The sequence below is a fragment of the uncultured Roseobacter sp. genome, from assembly GCF_947488185.1.
Lineage (GTDB): Bacteria > Pseudomonadota > Alphaproteobacteria > Rhodobacterales > Rhodobacteraceae > Roseobacter.
In genome coordinates this window covers 910126-927817 of the sequence record NZ_CANKYM010000001.1, presented here as the reverse complement: position 1 = coordinate 927817, position 17692 = coordinate 910126, and the positions used below count along the sequence as shown (strand labels likewise).

The 17692-nt window shown below is 57.6% G+C and carries 20 protein-coding genes; 10 read left to right on the top strand and 10 right to left on the bottom strand.

The window, feature by feature from the left end; all coding sequences use genetic code 11:
• Nucleotides 1-29: 29 nt before the first annotated feature.
• Nucleotides 30-1256 carry an MFS transporter gene (locus Q1A52_RS04655; protein ID WP_300011498.1) on the top strand — a complete coding sequence of 409 codons (1227 nt, stop codon included), beginning with the start codon at nucleotides 30-32 and terminating at the stop codon, nucleotides 1254-1256.
• On the opposite strand, the gene Q1A52_RS04650 is transcribed toward Q1A52_RS04655, so the two are convergent.
• Genes Q1A52_RS04650 through Q1A52_RS04640 form a run of 3 tightly spaced genes read right to left on the bottom strand, consistent with a single transcriptional unit; the run spans nucleotide 1240 to nucleotide 3526 of the window.
• Nucleotides 1240-1836 (bottom strand): Smr/MutS family protein, encoded by a 597-nt coding sequence (locus Q1A52_RS04650; protein ID WP_300011496.1) that lies wholly within the window; start codon nucleotides 1834-1836, stop codon nucleotides 1240-1242. The two genes, Q1A52_RS04655 and Q1A52_RS04650, sit on opposite strands and share 17 nt — an antisense overlap.
• Nucleotides 1833-2825, bottom strand: a complete 993-nt coding sequence (locus Q1A52_RS04645; protein ID WP_300011493.1) for an MltA domain-containing protein — start codon at nucleotides 2823-2825, stop codon at nucleotides 1833-1835. Before Q1A52_RS04645 ends, Q1A52_RS04650 begins: the two co-directional genes overlap by 4 nt.
• Nucleotides 2826-2866: 41 nt before the next feature.
• Nucleotides 2867-3526, bottom strand: coding sequence for a Tim44/TimA family putative adaptor protein (locus tag Q1A52_RS04640; protein ID WP_300011490.1), 660 nt, complete (start codon nucleotides 3524-3526; stop codon nucleotides 2867-2869).
• 105 nt (nucleotides 3527-3631) lie between these two features.
• Between Q1A52_RS04640 and Q1A52_RS04635 the strand changes: the two genes are divergently transcribed.
• Nucleotides 3632-4102: an FxsA family protein gene (locus Q1A52_RS04635; RefSeq protein WP_300011487.1), complete on the top strand. Its 471-nt coding sequence runs from the start codon at nucleotides 3632-3634 to the stop codon at nucleotides 4100-4102.
• A gap of 59 nt (nucleotides 4103-4161) precedes the next feature.
• Nucleotides 4162-4647: a protein-export chaperone SecB gene (gene secB / locus Q1A52_RS04630; RefSeq protein ID WP_299779986.1), complete on the top strand. Its 486-nt coding sequence runs from the start codon at nucleotides 4162-4164 to the stop codon at nucleotides 4645-4647.
• 3 nt (nucleotides 4648-4650) lie between these two features.
• Here secB and dnaQ read toward each other — a convergent pair whose 3' ends face one another.
• Genes dnaQ through Q1A52_RS04610 form a run of 4 tightly spaced genes read right to left on the bottom strand, consistent with a single transcriptional unit; the run spans nucleotide 4651 to nucleotide 7364 of the window.
• Nucleotides 4651-5337 carry a DNA polymerase III subunit epsilon gene (gene dnaQ / locus Q1A52_RS04625; RefSeq protein ID WP_300011484.1) on the bottom strand — a complete coding sequence of 229 codons (687 nt, stop codon included), beginning with the start codon at nucleotides 5335-5337 and terminating at the stop codon, nucleotides 4651-4653.
• Nucleotides 5330-5923 (bottom strand): dephospho-CoA kinase, encoded by a 594-nt coding sequence (gene coaE / locus Q1A52_RS04620; RefSeq protein WP_300012182.1) that lies wholly within the window; start codon nucleotides 5921-5923, stop codon nucleotides 5330-5332. Before coaE ends, dnaQ begins: the two co-directional genes overlap by 8 nt.
• On the bottom strand, nucleotides 5920-6768 hold the full coding sequence (locus Q1A52_RS04615; protein ID WP_300011481.1) for a shikimate dehydrogenase: 849 nt from the start codon (nucleotides 6766-6768) through the stop codon (nucleotides 5920-5922). Before Q1A52_RS04615 ends, coaE begins: the two co-directional genes overlap by 4 nt.
• Complete coding sequence (locus Q1A52_RS04610; RefSeq protein ID WP_300011478.1) at nucleotides 6765-7364, bottom strand: nucleoside triphosphate pyrophosphatase; 600 nt, start codon at nucleotides 7362-7364, stop codon at nucleotides 6765-6767. Before Q1A52_RS04610 ends, Q1A52_RS04615 begins: the two co-directional genes overlap by 4 nt.
• A gap of 403 nt (nucleotides 7365-7767) precedes the next feature.
• Between Q1A52_RS04610 and hemJ the strand changes: the two genes are divergently transcribed.
• From hemJ to Q1A52_RS04575, 7 genes are all read left to right on the top strand, one after another.
• Nucleotides 7768-8217 carry a protoporphyrinogen oxidase HemJ gene (gene hemJ / locus Q1A52_RS04605; protein WP_300011475.1) on the top strand — a complete coding sequence of 150 codons (450 nt, stop codon included), beginning with the start codon at nucleotides 7768-7770 and terminating at the stop codon, nucleotides 8215-8217.
• A 126-nt stretch (nucleotides 8218-8343) separates the two neighbouring features.
• Nucleotides 8344-9651 carry a transcription termination factor Rho gene (gene rho / locus Q1A52_RS04600; RefSeq protein WP_195821033.1) on the top strand — a complete coding sequence of 436 codons (1308 nt, stop codon included), beginning with the start codon at nucleotides 8344-8346 and terminating at the stop codon, nucleotides 9649-9651.
• A 29-nt stretch (nucleotides 9652-9680) separates the two neighbouring features.
• A complete protein-coding gene (gene mnmE / locus Q1A52_RS04595; protein ID WP_300011472.1) occupies nucleotides 9681-10967 on the top strand; it encodes a tRNA uridine-5-carboxymethylaminomethyl(34) synthesis GTPase MnmE in 1287 nt (428 codons plus the stop codon).
• Between the two features lie 13 nt (nucleotides 10968-10980).
• The gene (gene mnmG / locus Q1A52_RS04590; protein WP_300011470.1) at nucleotides 10981-12843 is read left to right on the top strand and encodes a tRNA uridine-5-carboxymethylaminomethyl(34) synthesis enzyme MnmG; all 1863 of its coding nucleotides are present in this window, start codon (nucleotides 10981-10983) and stop codon (nucleotides 12841-12843) included.
• Nucleotides 12840-13445: a 16S rRNA (guanine(527)-N(7))-methyltransferase RsmG gene (rsmG, locus tag Q1A52_RS04585; protein ID WP_367277989.1), complete on the top strand. Its 606-nt coding sequence runs from the start codon at nucleotides 12840-12842 to the stop codon at nucleotides 13443-13445. Before mnmG ends, rsmG begins: the two co-directional genes overlap by 4 nt.
• Nucleotides 13438-14247 (top strand): ParA family protein, encoded by an 810-nt coding sequence (locus tag Q1A52_RS04580; protein ID WP_300011464.1) that lies wholly within the window; start codon nucleotides 13438-13440, stop codon nucleotides 14245-14247. Before rsmG ends, Q1A52_RS04580 begins: the two co-directional genes overlap by 8 nt.
• Nucleotides 14248-14257: 10 nt before the next feature.
• Nucleotides 14258-15157 (top strand): ParB/RepB/Spo0J family partition protein, encoded by a 900-nt coding sequence (locus Q1A52_RS04575; protein ID WP_300011461.1) that lies wholly within the window; start codon nucleotides 14258-14260, stop codon nucleotides 15155-15157.
• Here the strand turns inward: Q1A52_RS04575 and hemW are convergent.
• The 3 genes from hemW to rph are packed head-to-tail and all read right to left on the bottom strand — an operon-like array spanning nucleotide 15154 to nucleotide 17625.
• Nucleotides 15154-16311, bottom strand: a complete 1158-nt coding sequence (hemW, locus tag Q1A52_RS04570; RefSeq protein WP_300011458.1) for a radical SAM family heme chaperone HemW — start codon at nucleotides 16309-16311, stop codon at nucleotides 15154-15156. The genes Q1A52_RS04575 and hemW overlap by 4 nt on opposite strands.
• Nucleotides 16304-16915, bottom strand: coding sequence for an RdgB/HAM1 family non-canonical purine NTP pyrophosphatase (rdgB, locus tag Q1A52_RS04565; RefSeq protein ID WP_300011455.1), 612 nt, complete (start codon nucleotides 16913-16915; stop codon nucleotides 16304-16306). The genes hemW and rdgB overlap by 8 nt, the downstream gene beginning before the upstream one ends.
• Complete coding sequence (gene rph / locus Q1A52_RS04560) at nucleotides 16912-17625, bottom strand: ribonuclease PH (protein WP_300011452.1); 714 nt, start codon at nucleotides 17623-17625, stop codon at nucleotides 16912-16914. Before rph ends, rdgB begins: the two co-directional genes overlap by 4 nt.
• Nucleotides 17626-17692: the final 67 nt, after the last annotated feature.

The following is a 17692-nucleotide window of genomic DNA, read 5'->3' as shown; positions in this document are numbered from 1 at the left end:
TCCCGGCAAACGCCTGCGAAATGGCATGAATGGGCTACATCCGTTTTCTCATCGACAACCGGCTGTTTCTGCTGGCGGGGTTCCTGCTGACCTTCACGTCCTCGTTCGGGCAGACCTATTTCATCTCGCTCTTTGCCGGTGAGATCAAAGGCAGCTTTGGCCTGAGCGACGGGCAGTGGGGCGGGATCTACACCATCGGGACCACGCTGTCCGCCATCACGATGATCTGGGCGGGTGCCCTGACCGACCGGTTCCGCGTACGGCATCTGTCACTTGTCGTGATGACCCTGCTGGCGCTCGCCTGCGTCGCCATGGCGCTGGTGCCGAACGGATTTCTCCTGATCGTGGTTGTCTTTGCTCTCAGGCTCATGGGTCAGGGCATGATGTCGCAACTGGGCGCGGTGGCCATGTCACGCTGGTTTGTCGCGGCACGGGGCCGGGCGATCTCGCTCTCCTCGATGGGGTTTGCCGTGGGGCAGGCGGTGCTGCCGATTGTATTCGTGGCACTGCTGGTGCGGTACGACTGGCGCAACCTCTGGGTGCTGGCGGCGGTCTGCGTTCTGATTGTCATTCCGGTCATGCAAACCCTTCTCCGACAGGAACGCACGCCGCAATCCATGGCCGAGGATACGCAAAGCCTCGGCATGGGGGGGCGACACTGGACACGGGTGGACCTGTTGCGGCACCCGCTGTTTTACATGTTGATCCCGCTGGTCCTTGGCCCCGCAGCCTGGGGCACGGCCTTGTTTTTCCAGCAGGTCCACCTGACCGAGGTCAAAGGCTGGAGCCTTGTTTCATATGTGGCCCTCATGCCGATCTACACGGCGTCCACAATTGCCTTCACCTTCATCACCGGCTGGGCCGTCGACCGGCTTGGCGTGAAATGGATTGTTCCATTCCAGATGATCCCCTTTGGGGTCTCCTTTCTGGTGCTGGCCGTGGCGGACAGTATTTTTATGGCAGGCGTCGGGCTGGTGATCTTCGGCATGGGGCAGGGTATGCAGGCCACCGCCACAACCGCCTTCTGGGCGGTGTTTTACGGGACCCGTCATCTCGGGGCGATCAAGGCGGCCGCCGCGGCCCTGATGGTCTTTGGATCAGCCATCGGGCCGGGTATCACCGGCGCGCTCATTGATTTCGGTGTCACTTTCCCGGACCAGATGATCCCCATCGCAGTCTTCTACTTCGCGGGTGCCGGTCTCGCCGGACTGGGCATCCTGCGGTATCAGCGCGATCTGCCTAGCGTTGTCGCCTGAGGTAAACGTAATAGGCACCGCCGCCGCCGTGACTGATATGCGCTTCGCTGACCTGCATCACGGCTGAGGCCAGCGGCGGTGCGCTGAGCCATTGCGGCACCTGATGCCGCAGAACGCCATGGCGCACCGGAATCGGGCCGCCTTCATCGCGGTTCTTGCCCTTGCCGGTGATCACCAGAACCAACCGTTTGCCGGACCCCTGCGCCGACAGAACGAACCGGGTCAGTGCGTTATGCGCCCGGTCAAGCGTCATGCCATGCAGATCAATCCGGCCTTCAGGTTTCATCTTGCCGCGCTTCATCTTGCCAAAGGTTTTCTGATCCATCTGCACTGGCGCACTGCGCATGCGATCAGGCAGGGAAGGTGTCAGATTGAAGCTGTTCTTGCGGGGCTCGGGTTTGGGCGGGAATGTCGTGGCCAGCTTGCCAAAGTCCGGTTTCGGGGGATCGGCACGCTTGGGTTTCGGCTGCGGCGCAAAGGCAGCGGGATCAAAGGTCTGGCGCTGTTCGAGGGCTTCGGTTCTCTCTGTCACTTTCCGCCAAAGCGCTGCTTCCTCGGCGGAAAGTTTGCGCCGTGTCACAGCGCGCCCTCCGGTGCCATCGCATAGGCGCGCTGGATCGGCAGCAGAACGACCATGCGCCCGGGATCTTTCAGCTTGCCCGCGGCGCGCCCCGCCTTGTCGCCCGTGCCGAAAAAGACATCCGCGCGTTGCGCCCCCTTGATCGCCGAACCGGTATCCTGCGCGATCATCAGGCGGCGCAGGGGTTTCTTGCCGTCCTTCTCGATCCAGACCGGCGCGCCCAGCGGCACGAAAGCCGGGTCCACCGCAATGGTGCGCATCGGTGTGACCGACCGGTTCATCGCGCCAAGCGGACCCTTGTCTGCGGGCACCTCGCTTACTTCACGGAAGAAGACGTAAGACGGGTTGTGAAACAAAAGCTCGCGCCCAGCTGCCGGATTGCGCCGCACCCAGTTCTTGATCACATCGGCGCTCACCTGATGCGCGTCATAGGTGCCACGCCGGACAAGTTCGGCTCCGATAGACCGATAGGTGTGCCCATTGGCACCGCCATATCCCACGCGCAGCTTGCCGCCGCCGGGCAGGTTCACGCGACCGGACCCCTGAATTTGCAGAAAGAAAAGCTCCACCGGATCATCGACCCAGGCAATCTCCAACCCGCGCCCCTCCAACAACTGCCCGTCCAGAATTTGTCGCCGAGAATACCACAGCACGGTGTCCTTCGCCTCGGGCGGCATCGCATAAAGTGGGTAACGATAGCGTGCACTACGCTGGCGTGATCCGTTCAGTTCAGGCTCAAAATAACCTGTGAACAGGGCCGGGTCCCCGTCCTCCATCAAGACCGGGCGAAACAGGAGTTCGAAAAAGGACTTCGGATCAGGCTCTGACGTCGCATAAGCGCAGACGGCACGCCAGTCGGGATCGTCCATATCCTGACAGGTGTTGCGAAATGTGTCGAAAGCAGCGGCGTGGTCGTCCTTGACCCAACCATCAAGGTCATCGAAAGACAGAACCTCTATGCGCGTCTCAGCACTGGCGGGGCCGGTCATACCGAGTATCCCCGCCAAAAGTGCTGCCGCGAAGGCAGGCTTCATGCGTCTGTGGAAACAAGCAACCAATTCGGATCATCCGACCCCACTACACGGGCAAAGGCCCATGTGTCTTTCTGACGTTTGATCACCTTGGGGTCGCCGTCCACGATTTCGCCCTCGGCGTTGCGTACAACGGAAGTGAGTTCGGCAACGAAGCGGATTGTCAGCTCGGCATCCTGCGTATCGTCATCAAACGTCGCATCCATCAATTTCAGCTCACGCACACCGATGAAGGTCGATTCCACCGTCAGCCCCTGATCTTCGCGTGCTGCAATGCCATCGACAAAGGATTCGTAGATGTCCTCGGCGAGAAATGGCTGGATGTCGGATAATTCACCCTTTTCATATCCCATGACAATCATCTCGTACGCGCTGCGCGCACCGCCCAGGAAATCTGTTACGTTGAACGACGGCTCAATCCGTTTCATCGACGCCAGCGCCTTGGCCGCATCGCTGTCCTCATCCACATGATCCACGATATCAAGGTCGGGACCACCTTCGATCACTTCGAAATCCGGACCGGATCGCCCGCGCTCTTGAGGTTTTGGCAAGGGTTGCTGTTCAAACCCATCCCGTGTCCCCAGCACGTTTTTGAGTCGCAGAATCAGAAAAACAGCGATGCCAGCCAGCACCAAAAGCTGTATCAGGGGCGAATTCATAGGTACCTCATGTGGGGTAAATCATGGAAACAGGCAGTTATCCCTCTTATGTAGGTGTCGGGCCTGCGCAAGTCCACTCCACGCTCCACGAAAGGAAGCACCAAAATGTGGCTATTTATCGCTTTTCTTGCGGTACCACTCATTGAAATCACGCTATTCATCCAAATCGGTGGTGCCATCGGGCTCGGCTGGACGTTGGTGACCGTGGTGCTGACGGCCATTGCGGGCACGTGGCTGGTGCGCAATCAGGGCGTTCTGGCACTCGGTCAACTCAAGTCTTCCTTTTCCGATCTGCGGGATCCGACGGAGCCTTTGGTACATGGCGCGATGATCCTGTTTTCCGGCGCATTACTGCTGACACCGGGGTTTTTCACGGATGCAGTCGGCTTTCTGCTGCTGGTTCCCGCCGTCCGCATCGCGCTCTTCAAAGCCATTCGGTCCCGCATCAACATCCAGACCTTCGAGGCCGATCCCGCGCGCAGACCCGCACGGGGCGACATCATCGATGGCGAGTATTCCGAGGTCCAGCCAAATCGTGATCGGGTCGACCGCCCCTCCAAGTGCACCGACCATTGAGAACCCCAGACCAAGCTGGTAAAGCTCGCCCGATTTCATATTCACGGTAGGAGACACCGATGGCTGAAGCCGAAGCACAACAGCAAGGACCGCAAATGCGGGTTCTTGGACAATTCATTCGTGACATGTCCTTTGAAAACATCATGGCGCAAAAAGGCGCGCCTGCGGATGTGACCCCGGACGTTCAGGTTCAGGTGAATCTGGACGCAAAAAAGCGCAGCACCGAAGGTCAGTACGAAACCTCGATCAAGCTGAATGTCACCTCCAAGGCCAAAGATAGCGATGCCACGCTTTTCGTGCTCGAAATTGACTATGCCGGGATCTTCAGCATCGATAATGTGCCCGAGGACCAGCTACACCCGTTCCTGCTGATCGAATGTCCGCGGATGATCTTCCCGTTCCTGCGCCGCGTTGTCAGCGACGTGACCCGTGACGGTGGCTTCCCGCCGCTGAACCTGGAAAACATCGACTTCCTGTCGCTCTATCGGAATGAACTGGCGCGGCGTCAGTCTGAATCCGAAGACCAGCCCAAAATGGACGCCTGAACCTCAGGTTTTCAGCCACACTGCGTCGTCGCCCAGTTTCGCCACAAAATCGGCATGGGCGGCGGCTTCCTTTTCCGAAATCCGGGATTTGAGCGGCACCGGGCGCGGGCGCGGGGTCCATTCCTCACCGCCGAGACCCGACTCGCTCTGCGACGAGGTGGACAAACCGAAATCCGGTTGTCGCCCACCGATCAGCTCCAGATAAACCTCCGCCAGAATTTCACTGTCGAGCAACGCGCCATGAAGGGTCCGCGATGAATTGTCGATGTTGAACCGACGACACAGCGCATCCAGCGAGGCAGGCGAGCCGGGAAAGCGTTTGCGCGCGATCTCCAGCGTATCTATGGCCTGTTCCCAAGGGATTTGCGGCAGCCCAATCCATTTCAGCTCCGCGTTCAGGAACTTGATGTCGAAAGACGCATTGTGGATCACCAGTTTCGCATCCCCGATGAAATCCAGAAACGCCTGGCCTACCTGCGCGAATTTCGGTTTGTCGCGCAGGAAGTCATCGTCTAGCCCATGCACCTGAAAGGCTTCTTCCGGCATGCTGCGTTCGGGGTTGATATACTGATGATAGGTTTTGCCGGTGGCCATGTGGCCCATCAACTCCACCGCCCCGATCTCGACAATCCGGTCGCCGGTCTCCGGATCAAAGCCAGTGGTTTCCGTGTCGAGCACAACCTCACGCATCGCGCATTCTTTCCTTGATCTGCCTGACCACATCCTGAACCTGCGCGCGGGCATGTTCAACCGTGTCCGTGACGATGACAAAGTCGGACCGGGCGCATTTTTCGGCGTTCGGCATCTGTTTGGCGCGGATTTTTTCGAAATCGGCATGGGTCATGGTGCCGCGGGCCAGCACCCGCTGTTCCTGAATTTCCGGCGGAATGGACACGCAGGCGATGGCGTCCATCTGCGCATCGCCACCGGTTTCAAACAGCAAGGGAATGTCGAAGACGATAATTTCGGCATCCGACGTCTGGATGAATTCTGCACGATCTGCAGCCACCAGCGGATGCACGATAGCTTCAATCTTTGGCAAAGCGTTCGGGTCCGCGCCGACAATCCTGCGCAGCGCATCGCGAGAGACCGCGTCGTCCTGAATTGCGTCCGGGAAGATTTTTCGGATTGGCCCCACGGCCGCACCACCCTCGGCATAAAGCCGGTGCACCGCAGCATCCGCATCCCACAGCGCGCAACCTTCCTCCACAAACATCTGCGCTGTCGTGGTCTTGCCCATCCCGATCGAGCCGGTCAGCCCCAGTCGAAACATCAGCGCAGCACCGCCGCGCGCGCTTCCTCATCGACCACGGGGCGGGGGCCGAACCAACGCTCAAATCCGGGCACAGCCTGATGCAACAACATACCCAGACCGTCGACAGTGACGCAGCCGTTTTCCTCAGCGACCTCCAGCAATCTGGTTTTCAGCGGCGTATAGACAAGATCCGTCACGATGGTGGATTTGCGCAATCCATCCAGCGGCACACGCATCTCCGGCTTGCCCACCATGCCGAGAGATGAGGTGTTCACCACAAGGCTGGCATCTTCGAGCATATTGCCTGCCTGCACCCAATCCACGACCGTGATCCGGTTGCCAAAATCCGCCTGCAATTTCTCTGCGCGAACGCGGGTGCGGTTGGAGAGCAGGATTTCCGGCACGCCTGCTTCGAGCAAAGACGCGATCACCGCGCGTGCGGCACCCCCGGCCCCCAGCAGCGCGGCGCTCCCCTGCGTCGGTTGCCAGTCGGGTGCGCCTGCCTTCAGGTTTTCGATGAAACCATACCCATCCGTATTGTCTGCATGTATCTTGCCATCCTTGCGGAAGATCAGCGTATTGGCCGCCCCGATCAGGGTCGCACGGTCAGTGATCAGATCGGCGATGTCCAGAACCGCCTCTTTGTGCGGGATGGTCACGTTGACCCCGACAAACCCGGCCTTGGGCAAGGTCATCAGCACATCCCTCAAGTCCCGGGCGCTGACATCCATGGGCACGTAAAAGCCCCTGACATAGTGTTTGTTCAGCCAGTGGCGATGCACCTGCGGGGATTTGGAATGCGCAATAGGGGACCCGATGACACCCGCCAGGGGAATCTTTGCCGGGGCTTGTTGGCTGTCACTCATTGTTCAAGATCTCCACGCAACGTCAGATAGGAAAGCAATTCCAATAAGGGCAGCCCGAGCACGTTGAAATAGTCGCCTTCAATCCGGGTGAAAAGCCGCACGCCTTCCTCCTCCAGTTTATAGGCACCCACCGCGTGCTGAATGCTGTCCCAATTGCGCGCAACATAACCCTTGATGAAATCATCCGACGCGTCCCGCATGCGCAACCGGACCTGACCCACATGGCGCCAGATCGGTTTACCTGCCTCGCAGATCACTGCCGCCGACAATAACATGTGGCGGTCGTTCCGCAGGGAGCGCAACTGCGCCTCCGCCTCCTCGGGCGTGCCGGGTTTCGCCAACAGGGTGCCCTTGTGGTCCAACACCTGATCACACCCCAAAACCAAGGCTTCGGGATGCTTTTCACTCACCTTGCGCGCCTTCATTTCCGCCAGCGCATCGGCGATATCACGGGGCGCGGCCTCCTCGGCCAGCAAGGCATCACGCATCATTTCCTCATCTACGCGGGCGGGCTGCACGGTGAAGTCAACCGCCGCCTGCCGCAGCAGCTGCGCTCTTATTTGAGAGTTGGACGCCAGGATCAGGGGCCGGGACATGTGGGTAAGCCTGTGAACAGGGTTAAGGATTTCTTAATATGTTCTTCTGGGCAAAACAGCGTGATCCTGCAAGGAAAAGCTATCCTGTGGGAATTCCAGAATAGCGCAAGAAATGCCCCTATGCGGAAAAGGACAACGCCCAAGGTGTGTATAAGCAGGTTTTGGCGAAAATATGCACAAGCTTATCCCGACATCAATCCAACTACAAACTTTTCAAGGCATTGTTTATAAAGCGATAAACTTTGAATCTTAGGTTCTCATCCGAAGAGGAAAACTGTTCTCCCCAAGCGGATAAAGACAGGCAAAACCGCATAATCCACAGATATGAGATACCCCACAAAATCATCATCCTTTTATCTTTCTTTTATTATTAATAAGAGGAGCAAACGGATCGGAGTTCTCAATGTCGGACCTGCTCGCCCTTGCCTATCCATGGACGAAGGCATTTCACATCATGGCGGTGATCGCCTGGATGGCAGGTCTGTTCTATCTTCCCCGTCTCTTTGTCTACCACGCAGAGCAGGTCAGACAAAGCGGGGAGACGCATGATCTCTTTCAGACCATGGAATTGAAACTGCTGCGGGTGATCATGAACCCTGCGATGATCGCCACCTGGATCCTGGGTCTCTGTCTGGTCTTCACCCCGGGAATTGTCGATTGGTCGGCCATCTGGCCCTGGACCAAGATGGCGGGTGTGTTGGGGATGACATGGTTTCACCATTGGCTGGGGTTGCGACGCAAAGACTTCATGAGAAGCGAGAACAAGCTGACCGGGCGGCAGTACCGCCTGATGAACGAAGTGCCGACCCTGTTGATGGTGCTGATTGTCCTCTCGGTGGTTGTGCGGTTCTGAATCAATTGACTCGACCTGCCTGCGCGCCTATGTACCCTTCACCACCCCGTCCGGGGATGGCGCAGACCTGACATTCCAGAATTACATCAGCCGGCAACTGTGCTGCGGCTGATCACGGGTATTTCCATGACCACTGATATGACCGACACACCCTCTGTTCCTGAAACGCTTGAGACCCTGAACCTTGCGGATCTGAAGCGCAAAAGCCCCAAGGACCTCCTGTCCATGGCGGAGGATCTGGAGATCGAAAACGCCTCCACCATGCGCAAGGGCGAGATGATGTTCCAGATCCTGCGCGAACGTGCGGATGAGGGCTGGGAAATCTCCGGGGATGGCGTGCTCGAAGTGCTGCAGGACGGGTTCGGATTTCTGCGGTCCCCCGAAGCGAATTATCTGCCGGGCCCCGATGATATCTATGTGTCCCCGGAAATGATCCGCAAATTCTCCCTGCGCACCGGTGACACGATTGAAGGGGTGATCAAAGCCCCTGATGACAATGAGCGGTATTTTGGCCTGCTGGATGTCACGCAGATCAACTTCGAAGACCCTGAAAAAGCGCGTCACAAGGTGGCGTTCGAAAACCTCACACCGCTGTACCCGGACGAGCGTCTGACGATGGAAACCGATGACCCGACGGTCAAGGATCGGTCTTCGCGGATCATTGACCTGGTGGCCCCGATCGGGAAAGGCCAGCGGTCGCTGATCGTGGCGCCGCCGCGGACGGGTAAGACGGTGCTGCTGCAGAACATCGCCAATTCCATCGAACGCAACCACCCGGAATGCTATCTGATCGTTCTGCTGATCGACGAGCGGCCCGAAGAGGTGACGGACATGCAGCGGTCGGTGAAAGGGGAGGTTGTTTCCTCCACCTTCGATGAACCTGCAACCCGGCACGTGGCCGTTTCGGATATGGTGATCGAAAAAGCCAAACGTCTGGTCGAACACAAACGCGACGTGGTGATCCTGCTCGATTCTATCACCCGTCTGGGCCGGGCCTTCAACACGGTTGTACCGTCGTCGGGCAAGGTTCTGACCGGTGGTGTGGACGCCAACGCCTTGCAACGCCCCAAGCGGTTCTTTGGTGCTGCCCGGAACATTGAAGAGGGCGGTTCGCTCACCATTATCGCCACGGCGCTGATCGACACCGGCAGCCGGATGGACGAGGTGATCTTTGAGGAATTCAAAGGCACGGGTAACTCCGAAATCGTTCTGGATCGCAAAATCGCCGACAAGCGCGTCTTCCCAGCGATGGACATCCTGAAATCCGGCACACGGAAAGAAGATCTGCTGGTCGACAAGATTGATCTGCAGAAAACTTTTGTCCTGCGCCGTATTCTCAATCCGATGGGCACAACGGATGCGATTGAATTCCTGATTTCGAAACTGAAACAGACCAAGACGAATTCGGATTTCTTCGACTCCATGAATACGTAACTTATTGTTTAATTACAGTGGGTTAACATATGGATACGATTTATGCACTGGCCTCGGCGCAGGGCCGTGCCGGGGTGTCGGTGATCCGGATATCCGGCCCATCGGCTTTCTCTGCCGGTAAATCACTGGCTGGTACTCTGCCGGACCCGCGCAAGGCGGCCACGCGTATCCTGCGGGATCACCATGGTGAGATTCTCGACCACGCCTTGGTTGTTTGCTTCAAAGGGCCATACAGTTTCACTGGCGAAGACGTGGTTGAGCTGCATGTGCACGGCAGCATTTCCGTGGTGCAGGCGGTCTTGGCCGAGGTTGGTGTGCAGGATGACCTGCGTTTGGCCGAACCGGGTGAGTTTACACGGCGTGCGCTGGAGAACGGCAAGCTGGATCTTGCGCAGGTCGAAGGTCTTGCCGACCTAATTGATGCGGAGACCGAGGCGCAGCGCAAGCAAGCCGTCAGGGTTTTCTCCGGCGCGCTGGGGGATCGCGTCGAGAGCTGGCGCAGTAAGCTGATCCGCAGCGCGGCGTTACTCGAAGCCACCATAGATTTTGCTGACGAAGACGTTCCCGTAGATGTGAGCCCTGAAGTTTTGGATTTGCTCGGGCAGGTCAAGAGCGACCTGGTAAGCGAAATCGCTGGAACGTTCGTGGCAGAATGCATTCGATTGGGGTTTGAGGTCGCCTTGGTGGGGCCCCCAAACGCGGGTAAATCAACCCTTCTCAATCGGCTGGCAGGACGCGATGCTGCCATCACCTCGGATATCGCAGGGACAACCCGGGACGTCATAGAGGTTCGCATGGATCTGAAAGGTCTGCCTGTCACATTTTTGGATACGGCAGGCCTGCGTGACAGCGAGGACGAAATCGAATCCATCGGGGTTGCGCGCGCTGTAGAGCGCGCAAAGTCAGCGGATCTGCGTGTTTTTCTTGCCGTGCCCGGCGAAGAATTGATGTTGTCGCCCGTCGAGGATGACCTGGTTTTGCACGCCAAGGCCGATCTGATCGACGCGGTTGAGAATGGCATATCTGGCAAAACCGGCATCGGTGTTTCGGAGCTTGTGGACCGTATTCAACACACTTTGCAGCGGCGCACGGCCGGAGCTGGCCTTGCGACGCATACGCGGCATCGGTTGGCGATGGAGCGGGCGGGAAGTGCCCTTGATCAGGCTTTGGATATCGTCGCGCAGGGGCCAGAACATTATGATATAGCGGCGGAAGAGCTTCGGAGTGCGATTCGAGCGTTGGAAGCGCTGGTGGGGCGTATTGACGTCGAAAACCTGTTGGACGAAATATTCTCGAGTTTTTGCTTGGGTAAGTAGCGGAGTGTTTCACGTGAAACATTTTGATGTTGTGATCATTGGTGGCGGGCATGCGGGTTGTGAGGCCGCACATGCATCCGCGCGCATGGGGGCAAACACAGCCCTGATTACACTATCGGAAGATGGGATCGGTGCGATGTCCTGCAACCCGGCCATTGGTGGGTTGGGAAAAGGCCACCTCGTGCGGGAAATTGATGCGCTTGATGGTGTGATGGGCCGGGTTGCAGATAAAGCGGGCATCCAATTTCGTCTGCTGAACCGGCGCAAAGGTCCGGCGGTGCAAGGCCCGAGGGCGCAATCTGATAGGCTCATCTACCGAACTGAAATGCTTGCGGAAGTCAAAGCGCAGCAAAATCTCACTGTTTTGACGGGGGAGGTCGTTGATTTCCTGATGGATGGCCCAAGTGTTATCGGTGTCCGGCTACAGGATGATAGCGAGATCAAGGCAACGTCCGTTGTCCTCACCACGGGCACCTTCTTGCGGGGCGTTATCCATATCGGGGATGTCTCGCGCTCAGGTGGGCGTATGGGCGAAAAGGCGTCGATCAAGCTGGCGGACCGTATCGATTCCTTTGATCTGCCGCTTGGACGGCTGAAAACCGGGACGCCACCACGGCTGGATGGGAAGACCATTCGATGGGACGATCTTGAAAACCAGCCCGGTGATGACGAGCCAACCCTTTTCTCCTTCCTGTCAAAGGGTACCTATGCACGTCAGGTCTCCTGCGGGATCACGCATACAAACGCAAGAACCCATGATATCATTCGGGAAAATCTGGATCGCTCTGCGATGTATGGCGGTCATATCGATGGGATTGGCCCACGATATTGCCCCTCCATCGAAGACAAGATCGTTCGGTTTGCGGATAAGGATTCACACCAGATATTTCTTGAGCCAGAAGGGCTTAGCACCGATGCGGTGTATCCTAACGGCATCTCCACATCTCTGCCCGAAGCCGTGCAGGAAGACTACGTGCACTCAATCTTCGGGCTGGAGCAAGCTGTTATTCTGCAGCCCGGATATGCCATTGAATACGACTATGTTGATCCGCGCGCGTTGGACGCGACACTTGCGCTCCCGACGGTCCCAGGACTCTACTTGGCCGGGCAGATCAACGGGACAACGGGGTATGAGGAAGCAGCAGCGCAGGGGCTGGTTGCCGGGCTAAATGCCGCGCTCAGGGCATCTGGTCGGGAACCACTACAATTCTCGCGGGCGCAGAGCTACATCGGCGTGATGATCGACGATCTCACAACACGCGGTGTCAGCGAGCCGTATCGCATGTTCACCTCCCGGGCAGAGTTCCGGCTGTCCTTGCGCGCAGACAATGCAGATCAACGACTGACACCGCTGGGAGTGGAGATTGGGTGCGTTGGTTCGATGCGCGCGGAGGCTTTCGCACAGAAGTCTGAAAGACTGGAGAAAGCACGTGATCTCTTGACGGGAACGACCTTCACGCCTTCGCAAGCCGCCTCAGTCGGGATCAAAATCAACCAGGATGGATCCAGGCGGACAGCCATGCAGCTTCTCGCGTTCCCAAATGTGGGTTTCTCTGAGGTTGGCGATCTTGATCCAACGTTCGGGGACATTGATGGCGAAACGCGAGATCAAATGGAGCGGGAAGCGCTTTATGCAAATTACATTCTGCGCCAGCAAAAAGACATCGAGCTGATGCAAAAGGACGAAAACTTGCTGATTCCGCAGGGTTTTGACTATGCGGTGATGGAAGGGCTGTCCAATGAGCTAAAGGCGAAACTGATCGCGACGCAGCCGAGTTCTCTGGCGCAGGTGGCGCGTATCGATGGGATGACACCTGCTGCTTTAACGCTCATCCTTGCGCGGTTGCGGTCCTTGAAACGAAAGCAATCTGCGTGACGGTATTGGATTTGAATGTTTCACGTGAAACATTGGACCGATTATCCAGTTTCCACGATCTCCTGACCAAGTGGAATCCCAAAATCAACCTTGTTTCCAAGGCGAGTCTTACAGAGGTCTGGGACCGGCACATCCGGGATTCTGCACAAATGTATCCGCTTGCTGGCACCTGCCGAAACTGGGTTGATATGGGCAGCGGCGGTGGTTTGCCCGGGTTGGTTATTGCGATTATTGCGCGGGAACGGAATCCAGACCTTCATGTGACCATGATCGAAAGCGATATGCGAAAAGCGACGTTCCTGAGGACGGTGATACGCGAGTTGGGCCTGACGGGGACGGTGCTCACCTCCCGAATTGAACAAACTGATCCTCTTGATGCGGATGTCCTCTCCGCGCGGGCGCTTGCTGATCTATCTTCGCTGTTGTCTTTTGCGGACCGTCACTTGAACCCGAACGGTCGGGCGTTGTTTTCCAAAGGTGAGACTTGGCAAAAAGAGGTCGATGAGGCGCGTAAGGCGTGGTCTTTTGACCTAGTGAGTCATACAAGTAAAACGAACCCAAATGCTGCCATTCTCGAGGTGAGGGAAATCAAACGTGTCTGACTTTTCACGCCCTGTGGGTCCAAAAATCATTGCGGTTGCGAACCAGAAGGGCGGGGTTGGCAAAACGACAACCACCATTAATCTTGCCGCCGCATTGGCGGAGGCGGGCAAAAGGGTTCTTGTCATTGACCTTGATCCGCAGGGGAATGCGTCCACCGGTCTCGGTATCGAGCTGGGGGATCGCGAATTCACCACCTACGAGCTGCTCCTGGAGGATGTCGACCTGAAGTCGGTCGTTCTGCCAACTGTGACGCCGGGGTTGATGATCGTCCCGGCAACGGTTGACCTGAGTTCCGCCGACATCGAGCTGATTTCGAACGAAAAGCGGAGTTTTCTGCTGCATGATGCTCTGCGCCAGACAGCGATGGATGTGTTTGAGCTGGATTACATCCTGATTGACTGTCCGCCGTCGCTAAATTTGCTGACAGTGAACGCAATGATCGCGGCGCATTCGGTGTTGGTTCCATTGCAAAGTGAGTTCTTTGCACTGGAAGGTTTATCGCAGCTGATGCTGACCATTCGAGAGGTTCGGCAGAGTGGGAACAAAGACCTACGAATCGAAGGTGTTGTGTTGACCATGTATGACAGACGCAACAACTTGTCCCTGCAGGTTGAGCAGGACGCGCGGGACAACCTCGGGGAACTGGTGTTCTCCACCCGAATCCCGAGGAATGTCAGGGTCAGTGAAGCGCCGTCTTTTGCCATGCCGGTGCTGACCTATGATACCGCCTCCAAGGGGGCGCAGGCGTATCGGGCCCTTGCGCAGGAAGTGTTGAGCAGAAATAGTGAAAAAGTCGCATAAGGGGGCTGATATGGCAGGTGGAGCAGATCGTAAACGGGGTCTTGGACGCGGCCTATCGGCCTTGATGTCAGATGTTGCAGAGACAGAGAAAGCCGCCAGTGCGGGACCGTCCGCCGCTGAGCGTGTGATTCCCATCGAGCAAATCGCACCCAATCCGGATCAGCCCCGGAAACGCTTTGCTGAGGGCGATCTGGATGATCTTGCCGCTTCCATCCGCGAGAAGGGTGTCATCCAGCCACTGATCGTACGGGCCGTGGCAGATGATCGTTATGAGATTGTCGCGGGGGAGCGGCGGTGGCGCGCGTCGCAGATGGCCAAGCTGCACGAGTTACCGGTGGTCGTGCGGGACTTCACGGACGTTGAGGTGCTGGAAGTTGCGATCATCGAGAACATTCAGCGGGCGGATCTGAACCCGATTGAAGAGGCAGCGGGATACCGGCAACTGATGGACCGGTTTGGTCACACGCAGGAAAAGATGGCCGAAGCACTGGGCAAAAGCCGCAGCCATATTGCGAATCTTTTGCGGTTGCTCAATCTGCCGGAGTCTGTGTTGGAAATGGTCCGCAAGGGAGACCTAAGCTCTGGCCACGCTCGGGCGTTGATCCCGGCAGATGATCCCTTGAAACTGGCACAAACCATTGTCAGGGGCGGGTTGTCTGTTCGTGCGGCGGAGGCGCTGGTCAAGAAGCAGGCCTCGGATGGTGCGAACATCTTTGGTACGCCTGATGCAAAGCCGGTAAAAGAGGCAAAAGATGCGGATACCAAAGCGCTTGAGGACGATCTCTCTGCGAGCCTTGGTATGAAAGTGGTTCTGTCGCACAAGCCGGGTCAGGAATCCGGGCAGATGACACTGCATTACAAATCGTTGGATGACCTGGACGAGCTTTGCCGCATTCTCAGCGGGTCCTAAGCCTGCAGCAGGCTTTCAATCACGGCGTTTAAGACCATAAACCCTTGATTTGAAACGATTAAATTATCATCCCCGGTTGAAATCATACCCAGATCTTCGAGGTCTTGAAGTTTTTCAGATGCCAAGGGCTTGCCATTCAACTGCGCAAAACGGCTCCGACTGACCCCTTCCTTCAGGCGCAGGCCCATCAGGAGGAATTCGCTTACCTGATCTGATGCGGATAAGGGCGTTCTGGGCTTTTCCGGCGTTTTCGTGGCGACATCTTCAAGCCAACGGCTCGGGTTGGAGACGCATTCCGTTGCCCACCGTTGTCCCTTCAAAGTCAAACGACCATGGGCGCCCGGACCGATGCCCACATAATCGCCGTAACGCCAATAGATCAGATTGTGCCGGGACTGTGCACCGTCCCGCGCGTGGTTGGACACCTCGTAGGCGGGCAACCCATGCGCGCCACAGATGTCTTGCGTCATGGCGAAAAGGTCTGCTCCTAAGTCTTCGTCCGGTAAGCCGCGCAGCTTGCCGGCGTTGTAACGATCCCCGAAAGCAGTGCCTTGCTCGATCGTCAATTGGTAGAGCGACAGGTGATCGACCGCCATGGACAGTGCTTGTTCAAGTTCCGCCCGCCAGTCTGCCAGTGACTGACCCTGCCGCGCATAGATCAGATCAAAACTGACCCGGTCAAAGGTTGCGCGCGCGATGTCAAAGGCCTTCATTGCCTCATCAGCGGTATGAATACGCCCGAGACGCTTCAAATCCGCATCGTTCAGGGCCTGCACGCCCATGGAGATGCGATTGACACCTGTGTCTCGAAAGGCGCGGAACTTACCCGCCTCGACGGACCCAGGGTTTGCTTCCAGTGTGATTTCCAGATCATTTGCCATGGGCCACAGGCTGCGAATCTTTTCAATGATCCGGCCCACCGTTTCCGGCTGCATGAGGCTGGGGGTGCCGCCGCCGAAAAACACCGACCGGAGGACGCGGCCATGCGTTTCCGATGCGGCGCGGTCCAACTCTTTCAGATAGGCGTCGCACCATGCGGCGTGATCAATCTGCCGCGACACATGGCTGTTGAAATCGCAGTAGGGGCATTTGGCCTCGCAATAAGGCCAGTGCAGGTAAAGGCCGAAACCGCCTGCTTCCCAATCCTCAGCCAAAGCAACCCGCAATCAGCTTGGCAAAAGCATCGGCGCGGTGGCTGATGCGGTTTTTCTGGGCCGGGTCCATTTCCGCATAGGTAATATCGTAGCCATCGGGTTGGAACATCGGGTCATATCCATGGCCGGTTTCGCCGCGCATGGGCCAGACGAGCGTGCCATTTGCGCGGCCTGCGAAAATCTCTTCATGCCCGTCGGGCCAGGCAAGCACGAAGGTCGCGCAGAAACGGGCCTTGCGGGGATGTGGGGCGGATTTTTCTTCAAGCAGATTGTGTGTCTTGGTCATGGCCATGACGAAATCACGCCCGTTCGGTGTCTCTGCCCAATCGGCGGTATAGACGCCGGGGGCATTGTCCAAGGCTTCAACCTCGATCCCGGAATCGTCCGCCAATGCAGGCAGACCTGTCGCTTCCACCGCGGCGCGCGCCTTGATCCGGGCATTGCCAACAAAATTGTCTTCGGTCTCGTCAGGTTCGGCCAGATCCATTTCCGCAGCACCAACAACCGTGACGCCGTGAGGTTCGAACAACTGCTGCATCTCGTCCAGCTTGCCCGCGTTATGCGTGGCGATCAGGATACGCTTGTTGTCGAACTTGCGGGTCATGCGGTGGCGGCTTTCTGGGCTGTGACCAGTTCGGACACACCTTTTTCGGCCAGATCCATCAACGCGTTCATCTGGTCGCGTGAGTAGGTTGAGCCTTCGGCGCTCATCTGCACCTCGATCAGCTGATGCGAGCCCGTCATGATGAAATTGCCATCGACGCCCGCTTCGGAATCCTCTGGATAGTCCAGATCCAGCACCGGCTGGCCCGCGTAGATGCCGCAGCTGATCGCCGCCACGGGGTCAACCATCGGATCGCTGATCACATCGCCTGCTTTCATCAGCTTGTTCACCGCCAGCCGCAAAGCAACCCAGCCCCCGGTGATCGAGGCGCAACGGGTGCCGCCGTCGGCTTGCAGAACGTCACAATCGACGGTGATCTGACGTTCTCCCAGTGCCACACGGTCAACACCGGCGCGCAGGGACCGGCCAATCAACCGTTGAATTTCCACGGTGCGCCCGCCTTGTTTGCCGGCGGCGGCTTCACGGCGCATCCGCGTGTTGGTCGCACGGGGCAGCATGCCGTATTCCGCCGTGACCCAACCCAATCCCGATCCCTTGATAAACGGCGGCACGCGATCCTCGATGGTGGCGGTGCATAGCACATGCGTATCGCCCATCTTGATCAGGGCCGACCCTTCGGCGTGTTTCGTGAAACCTGTTTCGATGGAAACGGCACGCATTTCGTCCAGAGCTCGACCAGAAGGGCGCATGGAATATCCTTTGCTGTGTACGTCCCCCCGATACCGTCCAGTGGTGTGAAGATGCAACCCCGATTGA